This window comes from Psychrobacter halodurans, assembly GCF_017498075.1.
In the GTDB taxonomy this organism is placed as follows: domain Bacteria; phylum Pseudomonadota; class Gammaproteobacteria; order Pseudomonadales; family Moraxellaceae; genus Psychrobacter; species Psychrobacter celer.
Genome location: NZ_JAGBKN010000009.1, coordinates 23,429 through 40,002, shown reverse-complemented (window position 1 = coordinate 40,002; position 16,574 = coordinate 23,429). Strand labels below are relative to the sequence as shown.

At 47.2% G+C, this 16,574-nt stretch carries 13 protein-coding genes; 8 read left to right on the top strand and 5 right to left on the bottom strand.

From position 1 onward, the window contains the following. The first annotated feature begins 223 nt into the window (after nt 1-223). From rpmI to J3491_RS05755, 5 genes are all read left to right on the top strand, one after another. Nucleotides 224-421, top strand: a complete 198-nt coding sequence (rpmI, locus tag J3491_RS05775; RefSeq protein WP_011281253.1) for a 50S ribosomal protein L35 — start codon at nt 224-226, stop codon at nt 419-421. Between the two features lie 131 nt (nt 422-552). Beyond that, entirely contained in the window at nt 553-909 is a 357-nt protein-coding gene (gene rplT, locus J3491_RS05770) for a 50S ribosomal protein L20 (protein ID WP_075101938.1), read from the top strand. A 340-nt stretch (nt 910-1,249) separates the two neighbouring features. Then, complete coding sequence (gene pheS / locus J3491_RS05765) at nt 1,250-2,305, top strand: phenylalanine--tRNA ligase subunit alpha (RefSeq protein ID WP_075101939.1); 1,056 nt, start codon at nt 1,250-1,252, stop codon at nt 2,303-2,305. A gap of 102 nt (nt 2,306-2,407) precedes the next feature. After that, entirely contained in the window at nt 2,408-4,825 is a 2,418-nt protein-coding gene (pheT, locus tag J3491_RS05760) for a phenylalanine--tRNA ligase subunit beta (RefSeq protein ID WP_207969481.1), read from the top strand. Between the two features lie 245 nt (nt 4,826-5,070). Continuing rightward, nucleotides 5,071-5,370, top strand: a complete 300-nt coding sequence (locus tag J3491_RS05755; RefSeq protein ID WP_075101941.1) for an integration host factor subunit alpha — start codon at nt 5,071-5,073, stop codon at nt 5,368-5,370. A gap of 224 nt (nt 5,371-5,594) precedes the next feature. Here the strand turns inward: J3491_RS05755 and J3491_RS05750 are convergent, their stop codons facing one another. Then, nucleotides 5,595-5,954 carry a hypothetical protein gene (locus J3491_RS05750; RefSeq protein ID WP_075101942.1) on the bottom strand — a complete coding sequence of 120 codons (360 nt, stop codon included), beginning with the start codon at nt 5,952-5,954 and terminating at the stop codon, nt 5,595-5,597. Nucleotides 5,955-6,542: 588 nt separating this feature from the next. On the opposite strand from J3491_RS05750, the gene ypfJ reads away from it, so the two are divergent. Beyond that, nucleotides 6,543-7,430: a KPN_02809 family neutral zinc metallopeptidase gene (gene ypfJ / locus J3491_RS05745; RefSeq protein WP_207969480.1), complete on the top strand. Its 888-nt coding sequence runs from the start codon at nt 6,543-6,545 to the stop codon at nt 7,428-7,430. 477 nt (nt 7,431-7,907) lie between these two features. Here the strand turns inward: ypfJ and J3491_RS05740 are convergent, their stop codons facing one another. The 3 genes from J3491_RS05740 to trxA all read right to left on the bottom strand — a co-directional run bounded on the left by J3491_RS05740 (nt 7,908) and on the right by trxA (nt 10,911). Further along, on the bottom strand, nt 7,908-8,147 hold the full coding sequence (locus J3491_RS05740) for a hypothetical protein (protein ID WP_075101944.1): 240 nt from the start codon (nt 8,145-8,147) through the stop codon (nt 7,908-7,910). A 617-nt stretch (nt 8,148-8,764) separates the two neighbouring features. Then, nucleotides 8,765-10,033, bottom strand: coding sequence for a transcription termination factor Rho (gene rho / locus J3491_RS05735; protein WP_093071228.1), 1,269 nt, complete (start codon nt 10,031-10,033; stop codon nt 8,765-8,767). Between the two features lie 551 nt (nt 10,034-10,584). Further along, on the bottom strand, nt 10,585-10,911 hold the full coding sequence (gene trxA / locus J3491_RS05730; protein WP_075101946.1) for a thioredoxin: 327 nt from the start codon (nt 10,909-10,911) through the stop codon (nt 10,585-10,587). Nucleotides 10,912-11,238: 327 nt separating this feature from the next. Between trxA and J3491_RS05725 the strand changes: the two genes are divergently transcribed. Beyond that, a complete protein-coding gene (locus J3491_RS05725; RefSeq protein WP_207969479.1) occupies nt 11,239-11,952 on the top strand; it encodes an RluA family pseudouridine synthase in 714 nt (237 codons plus the stop codon). A 193-nt stretch (nt 11,953-12,145) separates the two neighbouring features. Here the strand turns inward: J3491_RS05725 and J3491_RS05720 are convergent, their stop codons facing one another. Further along, complete coding sequence (locus J3491_RS05720) at nt 12,146-13,096, bottom strand: D-2-hydroxyacid dehydrogenase (RefSeq protein ID WP_207969478.1); 951 nt, start codon at nt 13,094-13,096, stop codon at nt 12,146-12,148. A 302-nt stretch (nt 13,097-13,398) separates the two neighbouring features. Between J3491_RS05720 and rapA the strand changes: the two genes are divergently transcribed. After that, entirely contained in the window at nt 13,399-16,287 is a 2,889-nt protein-coding gene (rapA, locus tag J3491_RS05715) for an RNA polymerase-associated protein RapA (RefSeq protein ID WP_207969477.1), read from the top strand. The last annotated feature ends 287 nt before the right edge of the window (nt 16,288-16,574 follow it).

The window sequence follows — 16,574 nt, the reverse complement described above, 5'->3', positions numbered from 1 at the left end:
TGAGTGTAGGGGAGCCATAGTGATATGCGTTTATTAAAAGCGCTGGCTATATAAACAGCTGAGCGCTTGGGCGAAAATTCACTTGGCAAAACAGAGCGCTATCTGCTAAAATAGCGCCTCCCACCTCGAGGCAAATAACAGTTTAGTGGTTGTTTTTAAAGCCACTATTTATGACTGACAATTTGACGACCAGGTTCTATCAAAGACAAAGAGGCAACTCATCATGAAAGTTAAGATGAAAACCAGAAGCGGTGCCGCTAAACGCTTCAAAAAAACAGCGAATGGCTTTAAGCGTAAGCAAGCCTTCAAAAGCCATATCTTGACCAAGAAATCAGCTAAGCGTATTCGCCAGTTGCGCGGTCTAAAGATGGTGGACAAGTCTGACGAAGCAGCAGTTCGTCGTATGTGCCCATACATCTAATAGCCTATGGTCACTTAGCTTTAATGTATTAAAGGTATTTGACTTTGCAATCTGATAACGATGTCTGGTATTCACTTATATAATGACATCGTGATTCGTTTCATAATGATTAAAAAATCTTGGAGTAATTTATGGCCCGTGTAAAACGTGGTGTACAGGCAAATCGCCGTCACAAAAAAATCTTAAAGCGTGCTAAAGGCTACTACGGTGCCCGTTCACGTGTTTACCGCGTAGCGGTACAGGCAGTGACCAAAGCTGGTCAATATGCTTATCGTGACCGTCGCAACAAAAAACGTACTTTCCGTCGTCTTTGGATCGCACGTATCAATGCTGGTGCTCGCATCAACGGCTTAAGCTATAGCCGCTTTATCAATGGCTTGAAAAAAGCAAACATCGCAATCGATCGTCGCGTCTTAGCTGACATCGCTATGCATGATGCAGCTACTTTCACCGCATTGGTCGAAAAAGCAAAAGCGGAATTGGCCTAAATATTACCCTTTCCGTTAGGTAGCCTGCTTTTTTAGCAAATACCTAGATGGATCGGACTAATATTGATTAATAGTACGATATTAATAAAAGCTACCGCTGGTCGGTGGCTTTTTTTATAGTAAATTATTTTGGCGTCATCACTATTGCGGTCAAACACACGCATTTTTGCTAAATATCTATTTTGCTAGATATATATGTTCACATATTCAAGCCATTAGCATCACTCATGATCATCGTGAGATAACCGAACAAATGGTTTGCAATATTTGGTCAAATCCCTACAATTACCAAGCACCATACTTACTTAATAGTCCGTTTAAATCAGGAATAATGCGTCTTATGACTACCCCTGCTGCTATCACCGATTTGTCGGCGCTACCGACCTTGTCCTCAGAGCTTGATGAGCTAAATGAATCACAGCTCAATGAGTTTGCCAGTGCTGCTGAAGCGCTAATTTTGCAAGTGAACGACGCGCGTACCCTACAAGACTTGCGTGTACAGCTAACGGGCAAAAAAAGCTCGCTTACCGGCTGGTCAAAACAGATGGGTAAGCTTGGTAGCGATGACAAAAAAACCTACGGCGGCTGGTTGCACAGTGTGCGTAGCCGTATCGGACAGGCGCTCACCGAGCAGCAGCAGCAGCTAGAAGTCGCTGCACTGAATGCCAAGCTTGCAAGCGAGAGTATCGATATCACCTTGCCGGCGCGCGGTGGTCAAAAAGGCCATTTGCATCCAGTGACGATGGTGACCCAGCGTATGCAGCAGTACTTTGTGCAGGCAGGTTTTAACGTCGCGACAGGCCCTGAAGTTGAGAGCGACTACTATAACTTTGAAGCGCTTAATATTCCCTCCCATCACCCTGCGCGCGCGATGCACGATACGTTTTATTTTGATGCGCACTACTTGCTGCGTACGCACACCAGTCCGGTACAGATTCGCACCATGGAAAAGAACGAGCCGCCGATTCGTATCATTTGCCCAGGCCGCGTCTATCGTAACGACTCAGACCAAACGCATTCGCCGATGTTTCACCAGCTAGAAGGGCTGATGGTGACCGAGTCGAGCACCTTTGCTGAGCTAAAGGGTTTGATCAGTGAGTTTTTAGAGGCGTTTTTTGCCAAAGAATTGACTGTACGTTTTCGTCCGTCATTTTTCCCATTTACTGAGCCTTCTGCTGAAGTGGATATCCTCGATGACAATGGCAAATGGCTAGAAGTGATGGGCTGCGGTATGGTGCATCCGCAGGTGCTGACCAACTGCGGTATCGATAGCGATAAATATACCGGCTTCGCCTTTGGTATGGGTATTGAGCGCTTTGCCATGTTGTATTATGGCATCGATGACTTGCGTTTGTTTTTCCAAAATGACGTGCGCTTTTTAAAGCAATTTGGCTAGAGTGCTTTTTTTATATAAAAAGCGCGCCTTGTTGATATAACAAGTGTATGTGCCAAGCTTTACTCCAACATCTTTATTACAAAATTCTGATCCGAGATATTTATGAAAATTAGCGAACAGTGGCTACGTCAATGGGTGAACCCCAATAATACCAGCGAGCAATTGGCCGAACAGCTGACCATGGCAGGGCTTGAGATTGATGATCGCTTTGCCGTTGCCCGAGCCTTTAGCGGTGTGGTGGTCGGTGAAGTCATCAGTGTCGAGCCGCATCCTGATGCCGATAAGCTGCGCGTCACGCAGGTAAATATTGGTGAGTCTGAGCCATTACAAATCGTCTGCGGCGCGCCGAATGTGACGGTCGGTATGAAAGCGCCTGTTGCTACCGTTGGGGCGGTACTGCCGAGTGATGATGTCAGTAATGGTAAATCAGGCTTTAAGATTAAAAAAAGTAAACTACGCGGCGTGGCCTCAAACGGTATGCTATGCGGTGCTTCTGAGATCGATCTGGTTGACGACATAGATGGCCTACTTGAGCTACCTGAAGATGCCCCAATTGGCACTGATATCCGTGACTATCTAGGTTTAGACAATCAAATACTCGATATCTCTATCACGCCAAACCGTGGCGACTGCTTTAGCGTCCGCGGTATTGCCCGTGAGATATCAGTGATCAATGATCTGCCGATGCAGCAGCCGGAGATTGCCACTGATGTAGCGGTCACGGATAATGATGCAACGCCTGCGGTCACCGTTAGTGCCATTGAGGCTTGCCCACGCTATCTCTTACAATCAATTAGCAGTATTGATCGCAGTATCGATACGCCAAAATGGATGGCTGATGCCTTGGTGCAGTCAGGACTACGCTCGCATAACTTTTTGGTGGATGTGACCAACTATGTATTGATGGAGCTTGGTCAACCATTACATGCGTTTGATGCCGATACCATTCAAGGCGATATCGTGGTGCGTTTGGCGCAGCCTGCAGAGACATTGACGCTACTAAATGAGCAAACCATTACCCTAACTGGTGATGAGCTGGTGATTGCCGACGATGAGGGCGTGCTTGCCTTAGCGGGAATCATGGGGGGTAAGCGCAGTAGCGTCACCGATAGCACCACCAATATTATTTTAGAAAGTGCGTTTTTCAATCCGTTGGCTATCGCGGCGCGCGCGCGTCGTTTTGGTTTGCATACCGATGCCTCACAGCGTTTTGAGCGCGGGGTCGACTTTGAGCTGCCAGCGCTTGCTTTGGCGCGTGCTGTTGATTTGATTACTAGTGTCACAAGCGGGCAAGCTGGGCAAATAGTAAAAGTAGAAAATAGCGAGCACTTGCCAGCCCGTACGCCGATTACCTTGCCAATCAGCAAAGTCCGTGAGGTCGTCGGTATCGAGATAGAGTCTGCGGTCATGGTGCGTATCTTAACCCAACTGGGCTTTGAGGTCGCGCAGCAAGCAGAGAGTCTAGTCTGTACGCCGCCGTCGTATCGTTTTGATATGAGCATTCGCGAGGATCTTATCGAAGAGATCGCCCGTATCTACGGTTATGACAATATTCCAAGCGTCCTACCGCATCTGCAAGTCAGCATGGATTATGACGATACGGCTGATTTGACGCATGAGATGAAGCTGGCACTCGTCAATAATGGCTATATGGAAGCGATTAGTTTTAGCTTTAGTGATGCCAAACTTGAGACGCTACTTGATGATGAAGCGTTAGGTGAAGTGTTGGCATTGGCCAATCCGATCTCAAGCGATCTGGCGGTCATGCGCCGTACTTTGCTTTCAAGCTTGTTGCCTTGTGTACAATACAACCTCAATCGTCAGCAGCCGCGTGTACGTTTTTTTGAAACAGGTCTGAGCTTTGTCGGTCAGAGTGTCAGTGACTTGGTGCAGACGCCGAGCATGGCGCTGGTCGCAGTTGGCGATATTTGGGATGAACAAGCTTACCAAAACCGAGCTTTAGATTTTTATGATCTCAAGCACGATATCGAGCAGCTACTTCCAGCCCAAATCGATCGTGCGCGCGTACGCTATGAGCGCAGTCAGCTAGCGTTTTTGCACCCTGGTCAAAGCGCCAAGCTGTATATCGATGATATCTATGTCGGCTGGTTGGGTCAGCTGCATCCGAGCACCGCAAAACAGCTGGATCTGCCTGCCACTTGGGTTGCCCAGCTATCGCTTGCGCCGCTGCTTAACTTGGCCCGCGAGCAGCATGACATCACCACGCCAAGTAAGTTTCCACAAGTGCGCCGTGATATCGCCATCTTGGTAGATACCGAGATTAGCCTACAGACGCTAGAGTCGACGGTGCGCCGTGCTGCTGGAGCCTTATTGAGTGATATGTGGTTATTTGATGTCTATCAAGGTGATAAAGTACCGGCAGGTCAGCGCTCGCTTGCATTTGCTCTGATATGGCAAGATGTATCACAAACCCTATCTGACGAGGCAGTAAAAGCTGCCACTGATAAAGTCGTTCACGCTTTGATTGAGCAGCATTCAGTACAGCTGCGTGACAGCTAACCTCTACACCCGAAAACTGATATCGCATCATGGCCTTTTTTAATTAAAAGGCTATGGTGTCTTATTTGTCAAAAAAATTATGATCGAGACGTTTTTTGTCTAAAAAATGGTAAGTGGTTATTAATAAAAGAGATTTTATAACGTCTATATTAAAAAGACCACAAAAAACCTTTATAATAACTGCTATCCCCTCATACCGCTAAACCATGATATTCGACATCACGACATAGCATAGGAGTCGTACTGTGAGCACTTTAACCAAATCTGACATGATTGAGCACTTGATGAGCCACCTAAACCTAACGCGCCAAGATAGCCGCTGTTTGGTAGAGCGCTTTTTTGAGGAATTGTCAGAGAGTTTGATTGATGGCAAAGAGGTCAAGCTTTCAGGCTTTGGCAACTTTGAGCTAAAAGACAAAAATAGCCGCCCTGGTCGCAATCCAAAGACAGGGGAGCCCGTTGCCGTATCTGCGCGCCGAGTGGTGACCTTTAAGACAGGTCAAAAATTTCGCCAGCAGGTTGATGAGCGTTTGTTTGATGCTTAGCCTTTGTCTATACATATAGGCCTGCTCAGAGAAAAAAGAACCAAAGATAACGCTGTTTAACAGGGACTTTTTTGGGTATCTCTTATCTACTAGCTTAGCACAAAAAATCGGTGTCCATCTAGTTAGCAGGCTATCCTGCTATCATTTTGCTTAAATAGCAGGTATAAAAAAAGAGAGCATAGGCTCTCTTTTTTACTACAGTGTTTATTGTGTGACCAATAAAATTACTGAGCTTCTTCAACAACCACTTCGTCAGCTGCATCAACAGCTGCAGTGTCAGTTTCGCTAGCTACATCAACGCTAGTAGTAGTACCGTCTACAGGTACTTCAGCGTCCATTTCGTCAGTTGCAGTTGCAGCTTGTGCATCAGCGATGTCAGCTTCAGCTTCAGCAGCAGCAGCTTCTGCGTCAGCAGGTACAGCTTCGCCGTCAGCAGCAGCTTCGTTTAGCTCTTCTTGAGCGTCTTGTACTTCTTCTTGTGCGTCAGATAAATCTTCAGCAGCGTTTTCAGTGTTGCTGTCACAGGCAGTTAGGCCCATAGATGCAGTCATGATACCAGCTAGAGCAAGTAATTTAAGGTTCATAGTTGTTTCTCCGAAAAAATGAAATGAGCAGTAGTAGTAACAAAAGCCAAAAAAAAGGTCGAAATCTGATATTTTTCAGAGTTCAACTAATCTTAGTTACAACTACTCAGCTTTCACGCATTCTATATGTTTTCTTTCTGAATGGAAAGAGGCTGTACAATTAAGTAACAATAAAATTGTAAATGTAATCTTACATCTCAAACCTCTCATCATCTCTTAGAAAATGACACAAAATAATATGCGTATAATCAATAAGATCGGCTTATTATAAAAGCATATTTGCTGTCTTGATATTCTTTAACTGTTGGTGTTGTGTAGTGCTTTCATTGAAGACGGCTGGTATTCGGTAATTGGCGTATTGCAGTCAATAAATTTTACGATAACGTAATCAATTTCGACTTTGTTTTTGTGCTGTATCTGTTAAAGGCTACTGATAGGCATATAAAAGTCATAAAACATAATAAGCAAAAGCTTGGGGACACCGTAAAAGCTAGGTACGACAATGAGTCAGACAATAAAGACCTAAAAATACTTGTATAAATGGTCGATAGTATGATGGTATAAATCATATATTTAAGGAGAGAAGGTATGAAGTGGCAAGGTAGGCGAGGCAGCTCAAACGTGCGCAGCAGTCGCGGCGGCGGTAAGATGATAGGGGGTGGTATCGGCGGTATTATTATCGCGGGTATTTTGTGGTTGGTTTTTGGGGTCAACCCCATGACGGCATTACAGACAGGGCAAGTGGTGACAGGCGGTGGCGGCAGTACGGCGAGTGAGCCTGCCACCAGTGACGACCGCGATACGCAGTTTGTCAAAGTCGTATTGGCCGATACAGAAGACGTTTGGCATCAGATATTTAATGAAGCGGGCAGTACGTATCAAGAGCCGTCGCTCATATTGTTTAATGGTCAAGTCAGCTCTGCTTGTGGGAGTGCCAGCGCTGCAACAGGGCCATTTTATTGTCCGGGGGACCAAACCATTTATCTGGACACGTCGTTTTTTGTGGAAATGCGTCAAAACCTAGGTATCGCAGGCGATCAGCAAGGCTCAGGGGATCAAGATAACCAAGGTAAGGCAGGCGACTTTGCGCAAGCCTATGTGATATCGCACGAGGTGGGCCATCATGTGCAGACGTTGCTTGGCATTACCCAGCAGGTGAATGAGGCTGGTCGTCAAGTCAGCCGCGCACAGGCCAATCAACTGTCGGTCATGCAAGAGTTACAAGCGGACTGTTTTGCTGGGGTATGGGCGCAGCGCAATCAGGAGCGCGTACAGTTCTTAGAAGCAGGTGATATCGATGAGGCCATCAATGCTGCAGGTCAAATCGGTGATGATCGCCTCGCTCGCGCAAGCGGCGGCGCGGTTGTACCAGATAATTTTACGCATGGTACCAGCCAACAACGTGTGCAATGGTTTACCCGCGGTCTGCAGAGTGGCAATGTACAGGCATGTGATACCTTTAGTGGCGCTCTATAACGCTGATAGGTTAGAGTTGACGCACTCTAAAAAGTATATGACGTCACTGGTATAAACCTTCCTTATGTGTAGGGTTGTCTACGCAGCCAGTAGCGGTGCAACCTACATTTAAAGGCAGTATCCGAGTCGCGCACTTAACAGTATCGTCCTTTTGTTTTGAGTTGACTATACTCAATTGAGCGACTTTTTAGCCATATATCTGATGTATCCTGATTTGACCGTTGTTTAAAATAAAAAACCATGCCTGCTAATCGCAAAAGGCCTGCAATGATTGCAGACCTTTTGTTTGTCTTTACATACTATTTAGACAGCTTATTAGAAAACTCACATCAAAGTTCGTATCATTGTCTTTTAAGCTCAAAGTGTCTTTACTTCTCTAAGCTTAAAACACTCAGGAGATATGTCTTTGAAAAGACTGGTCTAACCAAACTGCTTGAAGTGTTGTCTAGAAGTGCTGTCTATCCGTTATAAGCCAGATTATCTGGTTTGGTCTAGGATGTAAGCGCCAGCGCCACCAACAGCAGCACCGCCTAGTGCACCGCGAGCGATATCTTTACTGTCGCCGCCACTTCTGATCAAAGCGCCCGCTGCTGCGCCCGCTGCTGCACCTTTAGCGGTATTGCTCAAGCCAGAGTTGTATCCATTGGTCGCACAGCCGCCCATGATTAAAGCAGAGCTAGTAATGGCAGTCATTGCGATAGTTTTAGCAAATTTCATAATATCACCTGTCAAATTATCAAGTTGGGTCAAAAGAAGAACACGAGATTTTTAGTGCTATGTGTTTGATATAGATAAACCATACCAAGCGAATCCAGCAATTGTCTTAGAATAATCTGTATTGCTATCGCAAGACATAAGATTATATTAAGGGTTTTCAATATCTCAATACGTGTACTGCTATCGCACCCGATAGCAGAGTATATCTATACTAACGCTTATAGTAACCCATCAATTCGTCTCTAGGCGTAGTAAAAGCGCTAAGCTTTGCAAGCAAGCTGTAAAAGATGTTTCCCCACTGTATCCTTGGTAGGGGTTTTGCTTAGTGTCATTGTATTTGTATTGATAATACGCTAACTGTTTTTGTCACTGCCAGCGCTATCTATGTTTAAAAATAGGGCAGCTATATTTGCTTCGTGTGATATAGGCGATCCGCTATAGAGGCTGCAATTTTCTATTTAGCACTTACTATAGCTTGTCGTCTGGCTATATTGCCACGACCCAACGCACAAAAACCGCCCTAAGGCGGTTTTTGGTATTTGTCTTTAATATCTATAGTCAAGTCATGTCAAAAACGACATGGTGCTATTGGTATGAGTAAAGCTTGTCATCGCACATTAGTTTTGTGATTTACGCTTCATTTGTTCAAAAAACTCATCATTGGTTTTGGCCTCTTTTAGGCGCTCAAGCAAGAACTCAGTGGCTTGAACACCATCCATTGGCTGTAGCAATTTGCGCAAGATCCAAACTTTGCGTAGCTTATCTTCATCAAGCAGGCGCTCTTCGCGGCGAGTACCAGATTTTTTGATATTGATCGCTGGGAAAACGCGTTTTTCGGCCAAGTCACGCTCAAGGGTGATCTCTTGGTTACCGGTACCTTTGAATTCTTCAAAAATCACGCTGTCCATTTTGCTGCCGGTGTCAATCAAAGCACTGGCGATGATGGTCAAGCTGCCGCCTTCTTCGACGTTACGCGCCGCGCCAAAAAAGCGCTTAGGACGCTCAAGGGCATTGGCGTCTAGACCACCGGTCAACACTTTACCAGATGATGGAATGACGGTGTTATACGCACGAGCGAGGCGGGTGATGGAGTCAAGTAAGATGACCACGTCTTGCTTATGCTCGACCAAGCGCTTGGCTTTTTCGATGACCATTTCGGCAACTTGCACATGGCGCTGCGGCGGCTCATCAAAGGTTGAGGCAACGACTTCACCGCGCACGGTGCGCTCCATCTCGGTCACCTCTTCTGGACGCTCATCAATGAGCAAGACAATAAGGTAGCATTCGGGGTTGTTGCGGGTGATAGACTGGGCAATCGATTGCAAAAGCATGGTTTTACCGGCTTTTGGCGGCGCGACGATGATAGAGCGCTGGCCTTTACCAATCGGGGCAATCAGGTCGATGATACGGCCTGTCAAATCCTCGGTCGTACCGTTACCTAATTCTAGCTTTAACTGCTCGGTGGGGAATAAGGGCGTGAGGTTTTCAAAAATTAGCTTGTGACGCGAGCGATCGGGTGTATCAAAGTTAATCTCGCCGACCTTTAGCAGCGCAAAATAACGCTCAGAATCCTTTGGTGGTCGAATCGTCCCAGCGATACTGTCGCCTGTCTTTAGGCTAAAACGGCGGATTTGGCTGGGGCTGACATAAATGTCGTCAGGACCTGCCAAGTAGGAGCCCTCTGATGAGCGCAAAAAGCCAAAGCCATCGGGCAAGACCTCGAGCACGCCGTCACCATAGATGGCTTCGCCGTTACGGGCATGGGTTTTTAAGATAGCGAAGATAATGTCTTGTTTACGGCTACGCGCCATATTATCAAGACCCATTTCTTTGGCGATGGCCAATAGCTCAGAGATTGATTTTTTCTTTAGTTCAGTTAGATTCATAGGTAGGTCATTAGCAATTGATCAGATGAGAGATGCCATTAGCAGCACAAGTCACGACATTGATTAAAACAACGATAGTATGGCGATAGAGGGCGCGAGCACAGAGCCAGAGTTATGTAGTTTGGGTATTGCGTGTTGACTTATATACAAGTTGCAAGAATAGAGTGCAAGGTAATAAGAAATAAGGATACAGAAGGCTACATAAGAGTCTGCGTCAAAAACTCAGTATCAGTAATTGTGTTTAGTCATTTCGTTCAGTAATGGTGTTTATAATGACGATTGTGTTTTTGTTGATAAACACGAGGAGAATAGCGACAAGACACTTAGGAAAACGGTTCGTTTTCTCTTGTCAGCAGACTATACGGTCTTCACAATGGCATTGTCAATAAATTTTGCCAAAAAAGTCGTATTAGTGGTTTTTTTGCATAAAAAACGAGCAAAAAACCATTATCTTAGTAGGACAACGGTTTTTTACTGATTGGCGTCTATTATGACGTATAGACACTCTCAGCAGATAGACTGACACGAGCGTATCCACACTGAAGAAGTACTTATAGATGCTTATCAAGAACTTTGGCTAGCTCTGCTTTTGGCTGTAGGCCCATGACTGAGTCAACTTTTTCGCCGTCTTTAAAGACAAATAGCGTTGGGATGTTACGGATACCAAAGCGGCTGGCGGCTTGTGGGTTGTTGTCGACGTCGACTTTGACGATTTTTACTTTGCCTTGGTACTCGCTGGCTAGATCTTCTAAAATAGGCGCGATGGCTTTACAAGGACCACACCACGTCGCCCAAAAATCTACCAATACAGGCAGGTCTGATTGCAGCACGTCTTGGTCAAAGTTTGCATCGGTGGTATTTACGATTAGGTCTGACATAGTTATCTCTCTTGTTTTATTGTCTTTATCGTCGTTTATCAAATTATCGCTGCGTTGTGTAGCTAAAGACCAGCGGTATAAAGTAATGATAAGCGGCTAAAGAGTCGTTTCGAAATGGTGAAAATGTGCCATCATATTAACATGTTTGTTCTTACTTGACAGATGCAGGCTGGTTAAATTGTTTAACAATTACGATTGGTACAATAAATCGAAACACAACCCTACAGCCAGTGAGTGCGCTGTCACTTGTCACTTTTTGGTTTTTTTTCTATGTCATTGCCTCTATTATGTCATCTTTACTCTCATTTATATAAGTAACCGATTTTTATGCCTTTTACTGAAGAAGAAGTCAACGCCTTAAACCGACAAGAGCGCGCGTATCCGCTGGCGTTTTTTAAAGCATTTGCCCAAGACATTACGGTCTATGAAGATGATGATATTTGGGTGGTGGATAAGCCGGCGGGCCTCCTCAGCGTCGATGGCAGAACCCTTAAGGTCAGCTTGCTTGCGCGGCTTGAGCGCGTCAATCCAGCCGTCAAACTCATTCACCGCTTGGATATGGATACCTCAGGGCTGCTGATTTTTGCCAAAAATGCCGCTGCCCAAAGCCATATTAGTAAGCAGTTTATTGAGCGGTTGCCACAAAAAAGCTACCAAGCGCGCGTCTTTGGCCAATGGGAAAGTATTGGGGCGACCGGTAAGATATCGGTGCCGGTACGTTATGAGCCCACGACCAAACCGCGCCATATCGTCGATCACGATTGGCCCAAACAGGCGCTGACTTTATATGAGGTCTTGGCTCACGAAATGTGCAATGATCAGACCGTCACGCGCGTGCTACTAAAGCCGGTCACGGGCCGTAGTCACCAGTTACGTGTGCATATGGTGCATGCCGGTCATGTGATGATAGGTGATCCGATTTATGCCGAAGGGGCGGCACTGATGATAGCCCCGCGGCTAAACTTGCACGCACAGCAGTTACGCCTAAAGCACCCGACACTGGGTGCGTGGATGGACTGGGAGAGTCCGTGCCCGTTTTAATCTGGCCACTGAACCAGATGATGATTTAACCACATGAGCAATAACGATATCAATGATCGCATCATGCTGAAGTATCGCAACACTATCGCAACATAAAGGACGACTGGCCACGGTTTTGCGGTTAGGGCGAGCCCTCGTTTTTTACCTGCTTTAAAATGAAGGCACGCCCTAGTATCTTGCCTGCCAGCTATATTTAGGGTTGATGACAGTGTTCGATAAAGTCGCTCACCTGCTTAGTTAATATCTGCCATAAGGTCTGTTGCGCGCTTTTGCTGCCCCAAGCATTGTGCGGGCTAAATATCACCCGTGGATGCTCGCTGAGGCTGAGTAGCGGATCATCTGCCGTGATCGGCTCTTGCTCAAACACGTCGCTGGCGTAGCCGATGATTTGCTCGTTATGGATGGCAGTTGCCAATGCTTGACTATCGACGATGCCGCCGCGAGCAACGTTGACTAATAAGGGCTGCTTGGTCATTTTGGCCAAGGTGTCCTTATTGATAAGATGCTGGGTCTGTTCGGTCAATGGGCAATGTAAGCTCAATACATCTGACTGCGCCAGTACGTCATCAAAGGCGGTATAGTCTGCACTGCGCGGTGCACGCCCTTGATGCTCCGCCCATAACACCGTCATGCCAAAGGCGCGTGCAATCTCGGTGACGCGCTTGCCGATAGTACCGACGCCGATGATGCCGAGCGTCTTGTCTTCTAAGTCGATCAGCGGTATGTCGAGCAAGCAAAAATTGCCATTGTCGCGCCATGTACCATCGGCGACTTTTTGATGATAATGAATGCCTGCACGCATGGCATTGAGCATCAGCATAAAAGTATGCTCAGGCACGCTTTTGACCGCGTAACCTGCGACGTTATAAAGGGTGACATGATGTCTGTCACAAGCGTCTTGATCGACGTTGTTCATCCCTGTGGCAGTCAGCTGAATCAGCTTGAGGTTGGGCAGTTGACCGATCACCTCGGCGTCTATTTGGACTTTGTTGGTGATGATGATATCGGTGTCACGGCAGCGCTCGAGGATGACGTGGTTGTCCTTTGGCGTGTCATGATAAGTCACGTAATCTGTAATTCCAGCTGGGGCTGGCAAATCGATACCGTCCGAAAAAGTACCCTTGTCTAAAAAAACCGCTCGCATAGTGACTCCCTGATGAATTGATTGTTGTATTGATTTTTTCTATGATTTTAAGGCTTTGTGGGTTTGAGGCTTAATGTAGCATGTCGGTGGGTTTAGTCAAAAACCAAACCATAAAAACCCAAGCGCTGTCACAATTGTCTACTTGAAAAGTCAACTAAACGCACTCATCTAGCCGCTAACGTTATATAATGGTCTACCTTAGCTGTCGACTAAATGGGTGTTACCCTATGCACAGCCATCATTAGCGGCCATTGCTATCTATTTTATTTCTTATTACCTGAGTACAAAAAAGACATCGCCTTATGACTACCTCTATCGCTTCATTGCACAGTACTGAATTCGCCGTTGGCCAACGTTATTTATCTGATACAGAGTCTGAGCTTGGCTTGGGTGTGGTCATCGATGTGGATGATCGCTGTGTGCACATCTTGTTTCCGCAAAGCGAGGAGACGCGTGTTTATGCCAAAAACTCAGCGCCACTGTCGCGCGTGGTATTTAAGGCGGGCGATAGCATTTATGACCAAGATGGCAACGGCTATACGGTCAATGCGGTAGACGAGGTGATGGGTGTACTCAAGTACAGCGTCGATGAGCATGAGCGCGGTATCATGGAAACCCGACTCGCGGCCAATATCACGCTTGCCAAGCCGCTTGAGCGTCTGCTCGCTGGTCGCATCGAGCGTGGCGACTGGTACGAGCTGCGCCAAGACATCTTGCGCATGCAGTCGGCGCTGGCAGGTCATCCGCTCAAAGGCCTAATGGGCGCGCGTGTCGATATTATCGAGCATCAGCTGTATATCGCTCACGAAGTCGGCAAGCGTATCGCGCCGCGTGTGCTTTTGGCCGATGAAGTGGGACTGGGTAAAACCATCGAAGCGGGCTTAATTATTCATCAGCAGCTAATCACAGGAAAGGCTGAGCGCGTGCTTATCTTGGTACCAGACAGTCTGCAATACCAGTGGATGATCGAGCTGCGTCGCCGCTTTAACCTAAATTTCGCGTTGTTTGATTTGGTACGTACTGCCGCGATCAAAGAGCATGATCCTGAACAAAACGTCTTTGCCACCGAGCAATGTATCATCGCGGGCATGGATTTGTTGCTTGACCATCCTGATTTGTACGATCAGGCGATGGAGGCAGGATTTGATCTATTGGTCGTCGACGAAGCGCACCATTTGCACTGGGATGAAGAGCAGGGCGGCAATGATAAATACGACTTGATTGCTGACTTTGCTGAAGAGACGCCTGGGGTGATGCTACTGACCGCAACGCCTGAGCAGCTCGGCGCGCAAAGCCATTTTGCGCGTTTGCGCCTGCTAGATCCAGATCGCTTTGATGATTTGGATGAGTTTATCGATGGGCAAGAAGCCTTTGCCGAAACCGCCGCCGTCGCTGGCGTGTTGATAGAAGACAAGCCGCTGAGTGATGGGCAAATTGCGGCTTTGAGCCATTTATTAGACATTAGCATGGATGAGCTGGGCGCAATCAATGACGATGAGCGCTTGCGTACTTATGCCCTTAACGAGCTACTGGACCGTCATGGTACCGGCCGTATCTTATTTCGCAATACTCGTGAGAGTGTCAAAGGGTTTTATGGACGAAGCCGTCAGCCATATCCACTACCCCTGCCTGAGGCATGGGTTGATAGCTACCAAACCACGGGCAAACTGCGTGAGCAGCTGTGGGGCGAAGAAAACCAGCCCGATGGTGGCTGGCTAGAAGACGACCCACGTGTGTCTTGGTTGATTGATATCTTGCGCGGTGAGCTGAAGCATCAAAAAGTGCTATTGATCGCTCGTAGTGGGGCGACGGTTGAGAGTCTTGAGGCGGTACTGCGCTTACATGCAGGTATTAAGACTGCTATCTTTACCGAGCAGATGACACTGCTTGAGCGTGACCAAGCGGCGGCGTTTTTTGCTGATTCTGAGGGCGCGCAGATATTGCTCTGCTCAGAGATTGGCTCAGAAGGTCGTAACTTCCAGTTTGCAAGCCAGCTGATACTGTGGGACTTACCTGCCAATCCAGATACGCTAGAGCAGCGCATAGGCCGCCTAGACCGTATCGGTCAGACGCAGCAGATTATGCTTCATGTTCCTTATGTGCAGGGCACCGCGCAGGAGCGTTTATATCATTGGTATGACAAAGCGCTCAATATGTTTAATCAGATATCACCGACTGCCCAAAGTGTGCAAGAGCAATACATCCAAACGCTAAAGCCTGTGCTAGAGAGTGCTGATACGCCCGACAACCGTGCCATGCTACAAGACATCATCACCGAAGCGAAAAAAACCCGCCTAGGGCTAGAAGCGCAGCTACAAGCTGGCCGTGACCGTCTGCTGGAGTACAACTCGTGCCGTCCACGTGTCGCTGGGCGTATCAAAGATGCCATGATTGACTTTGATCAGCACAATCTGCTGCCACACTTTATGGAGCGCTTTTTTGCCTCTGCCAATATCGATCATAGTATCCAGCGTGATGGCTCGTGGGTCATCGCTCCTATCGATAGCACTGAGATCAGTGAGTACATCGATGGCCTGCCACTGGGCGATGAAGATGGGATGACCTTGACCTTTGATCGCGAGCAGGCATTGCTGCGTGAAGATATCGACTTTATTACCCATGAGCATCCGCTGATGCGCGCGATTTATGAGTTGGCCAGCACCAGCACCTTTGGTAATACCACGGTGGCGATGCTAAAAAGCGCGGTCGTGCCGCAAGGTATGGTGCTGCTCGAGGTAAACTTCCGTGTCGAGGCCATCGCGCCAAGAGTGCTCAATCTGCCAGCGACCATTACCACGCAAAATATTCGGGTATTTATCAGTGAGCAAGGCAATGATCTGTCAGCGCGCATCAGTAGCGATATGATCATGCCGCACATCGAGCGACTGGACAAAAACCGCGCCCGTCAAGTCATCAAAGTACGCGGTGATGTGATCGAGCAGCGTTACTACAATGCCGAAGAGATAGCCCGCCAGCAGCTGGCAGAAATCGGTGAGCAAGCAAGCGCCCGTTTCAATCAGCAGTGGTCGCGTGAAATCAAGCGCCTAAAACATCTACAAACCATCAACCCCAATGTACGTCCAGAAGAAGTAGAGCGCTTAGAGCAGCTAAAAGCACAAGGCGAGCAGGCATTAGGCAACCTATCGCTGGTACCAGACTCTATCCGCGTGTTGGTAGCGGTTAAGCCATAAACGAAGCATAGCAATGAAAACGAGATGCGCCGATCATCTCGTTTTTTATTAGGCTGATGCACTGATGCTGCGATAGATACCTCTGCCTCAGGCCTTGTGATAGCCAAGCGCGTGCGTAAGCCATCAGCGAGTACTTTTGTCATAAGATAAAAAAGGCGGTCAAGACTGGCGGGTAAGCGACTCATAACTGGTCAAAGCGCGGGATATTGGGTAATATGTTTAGCCTTTCAGTGGATAATAAATACGTGTATGGCGCTGCTATCGCTGTATTTTTACGCTAAAATTTC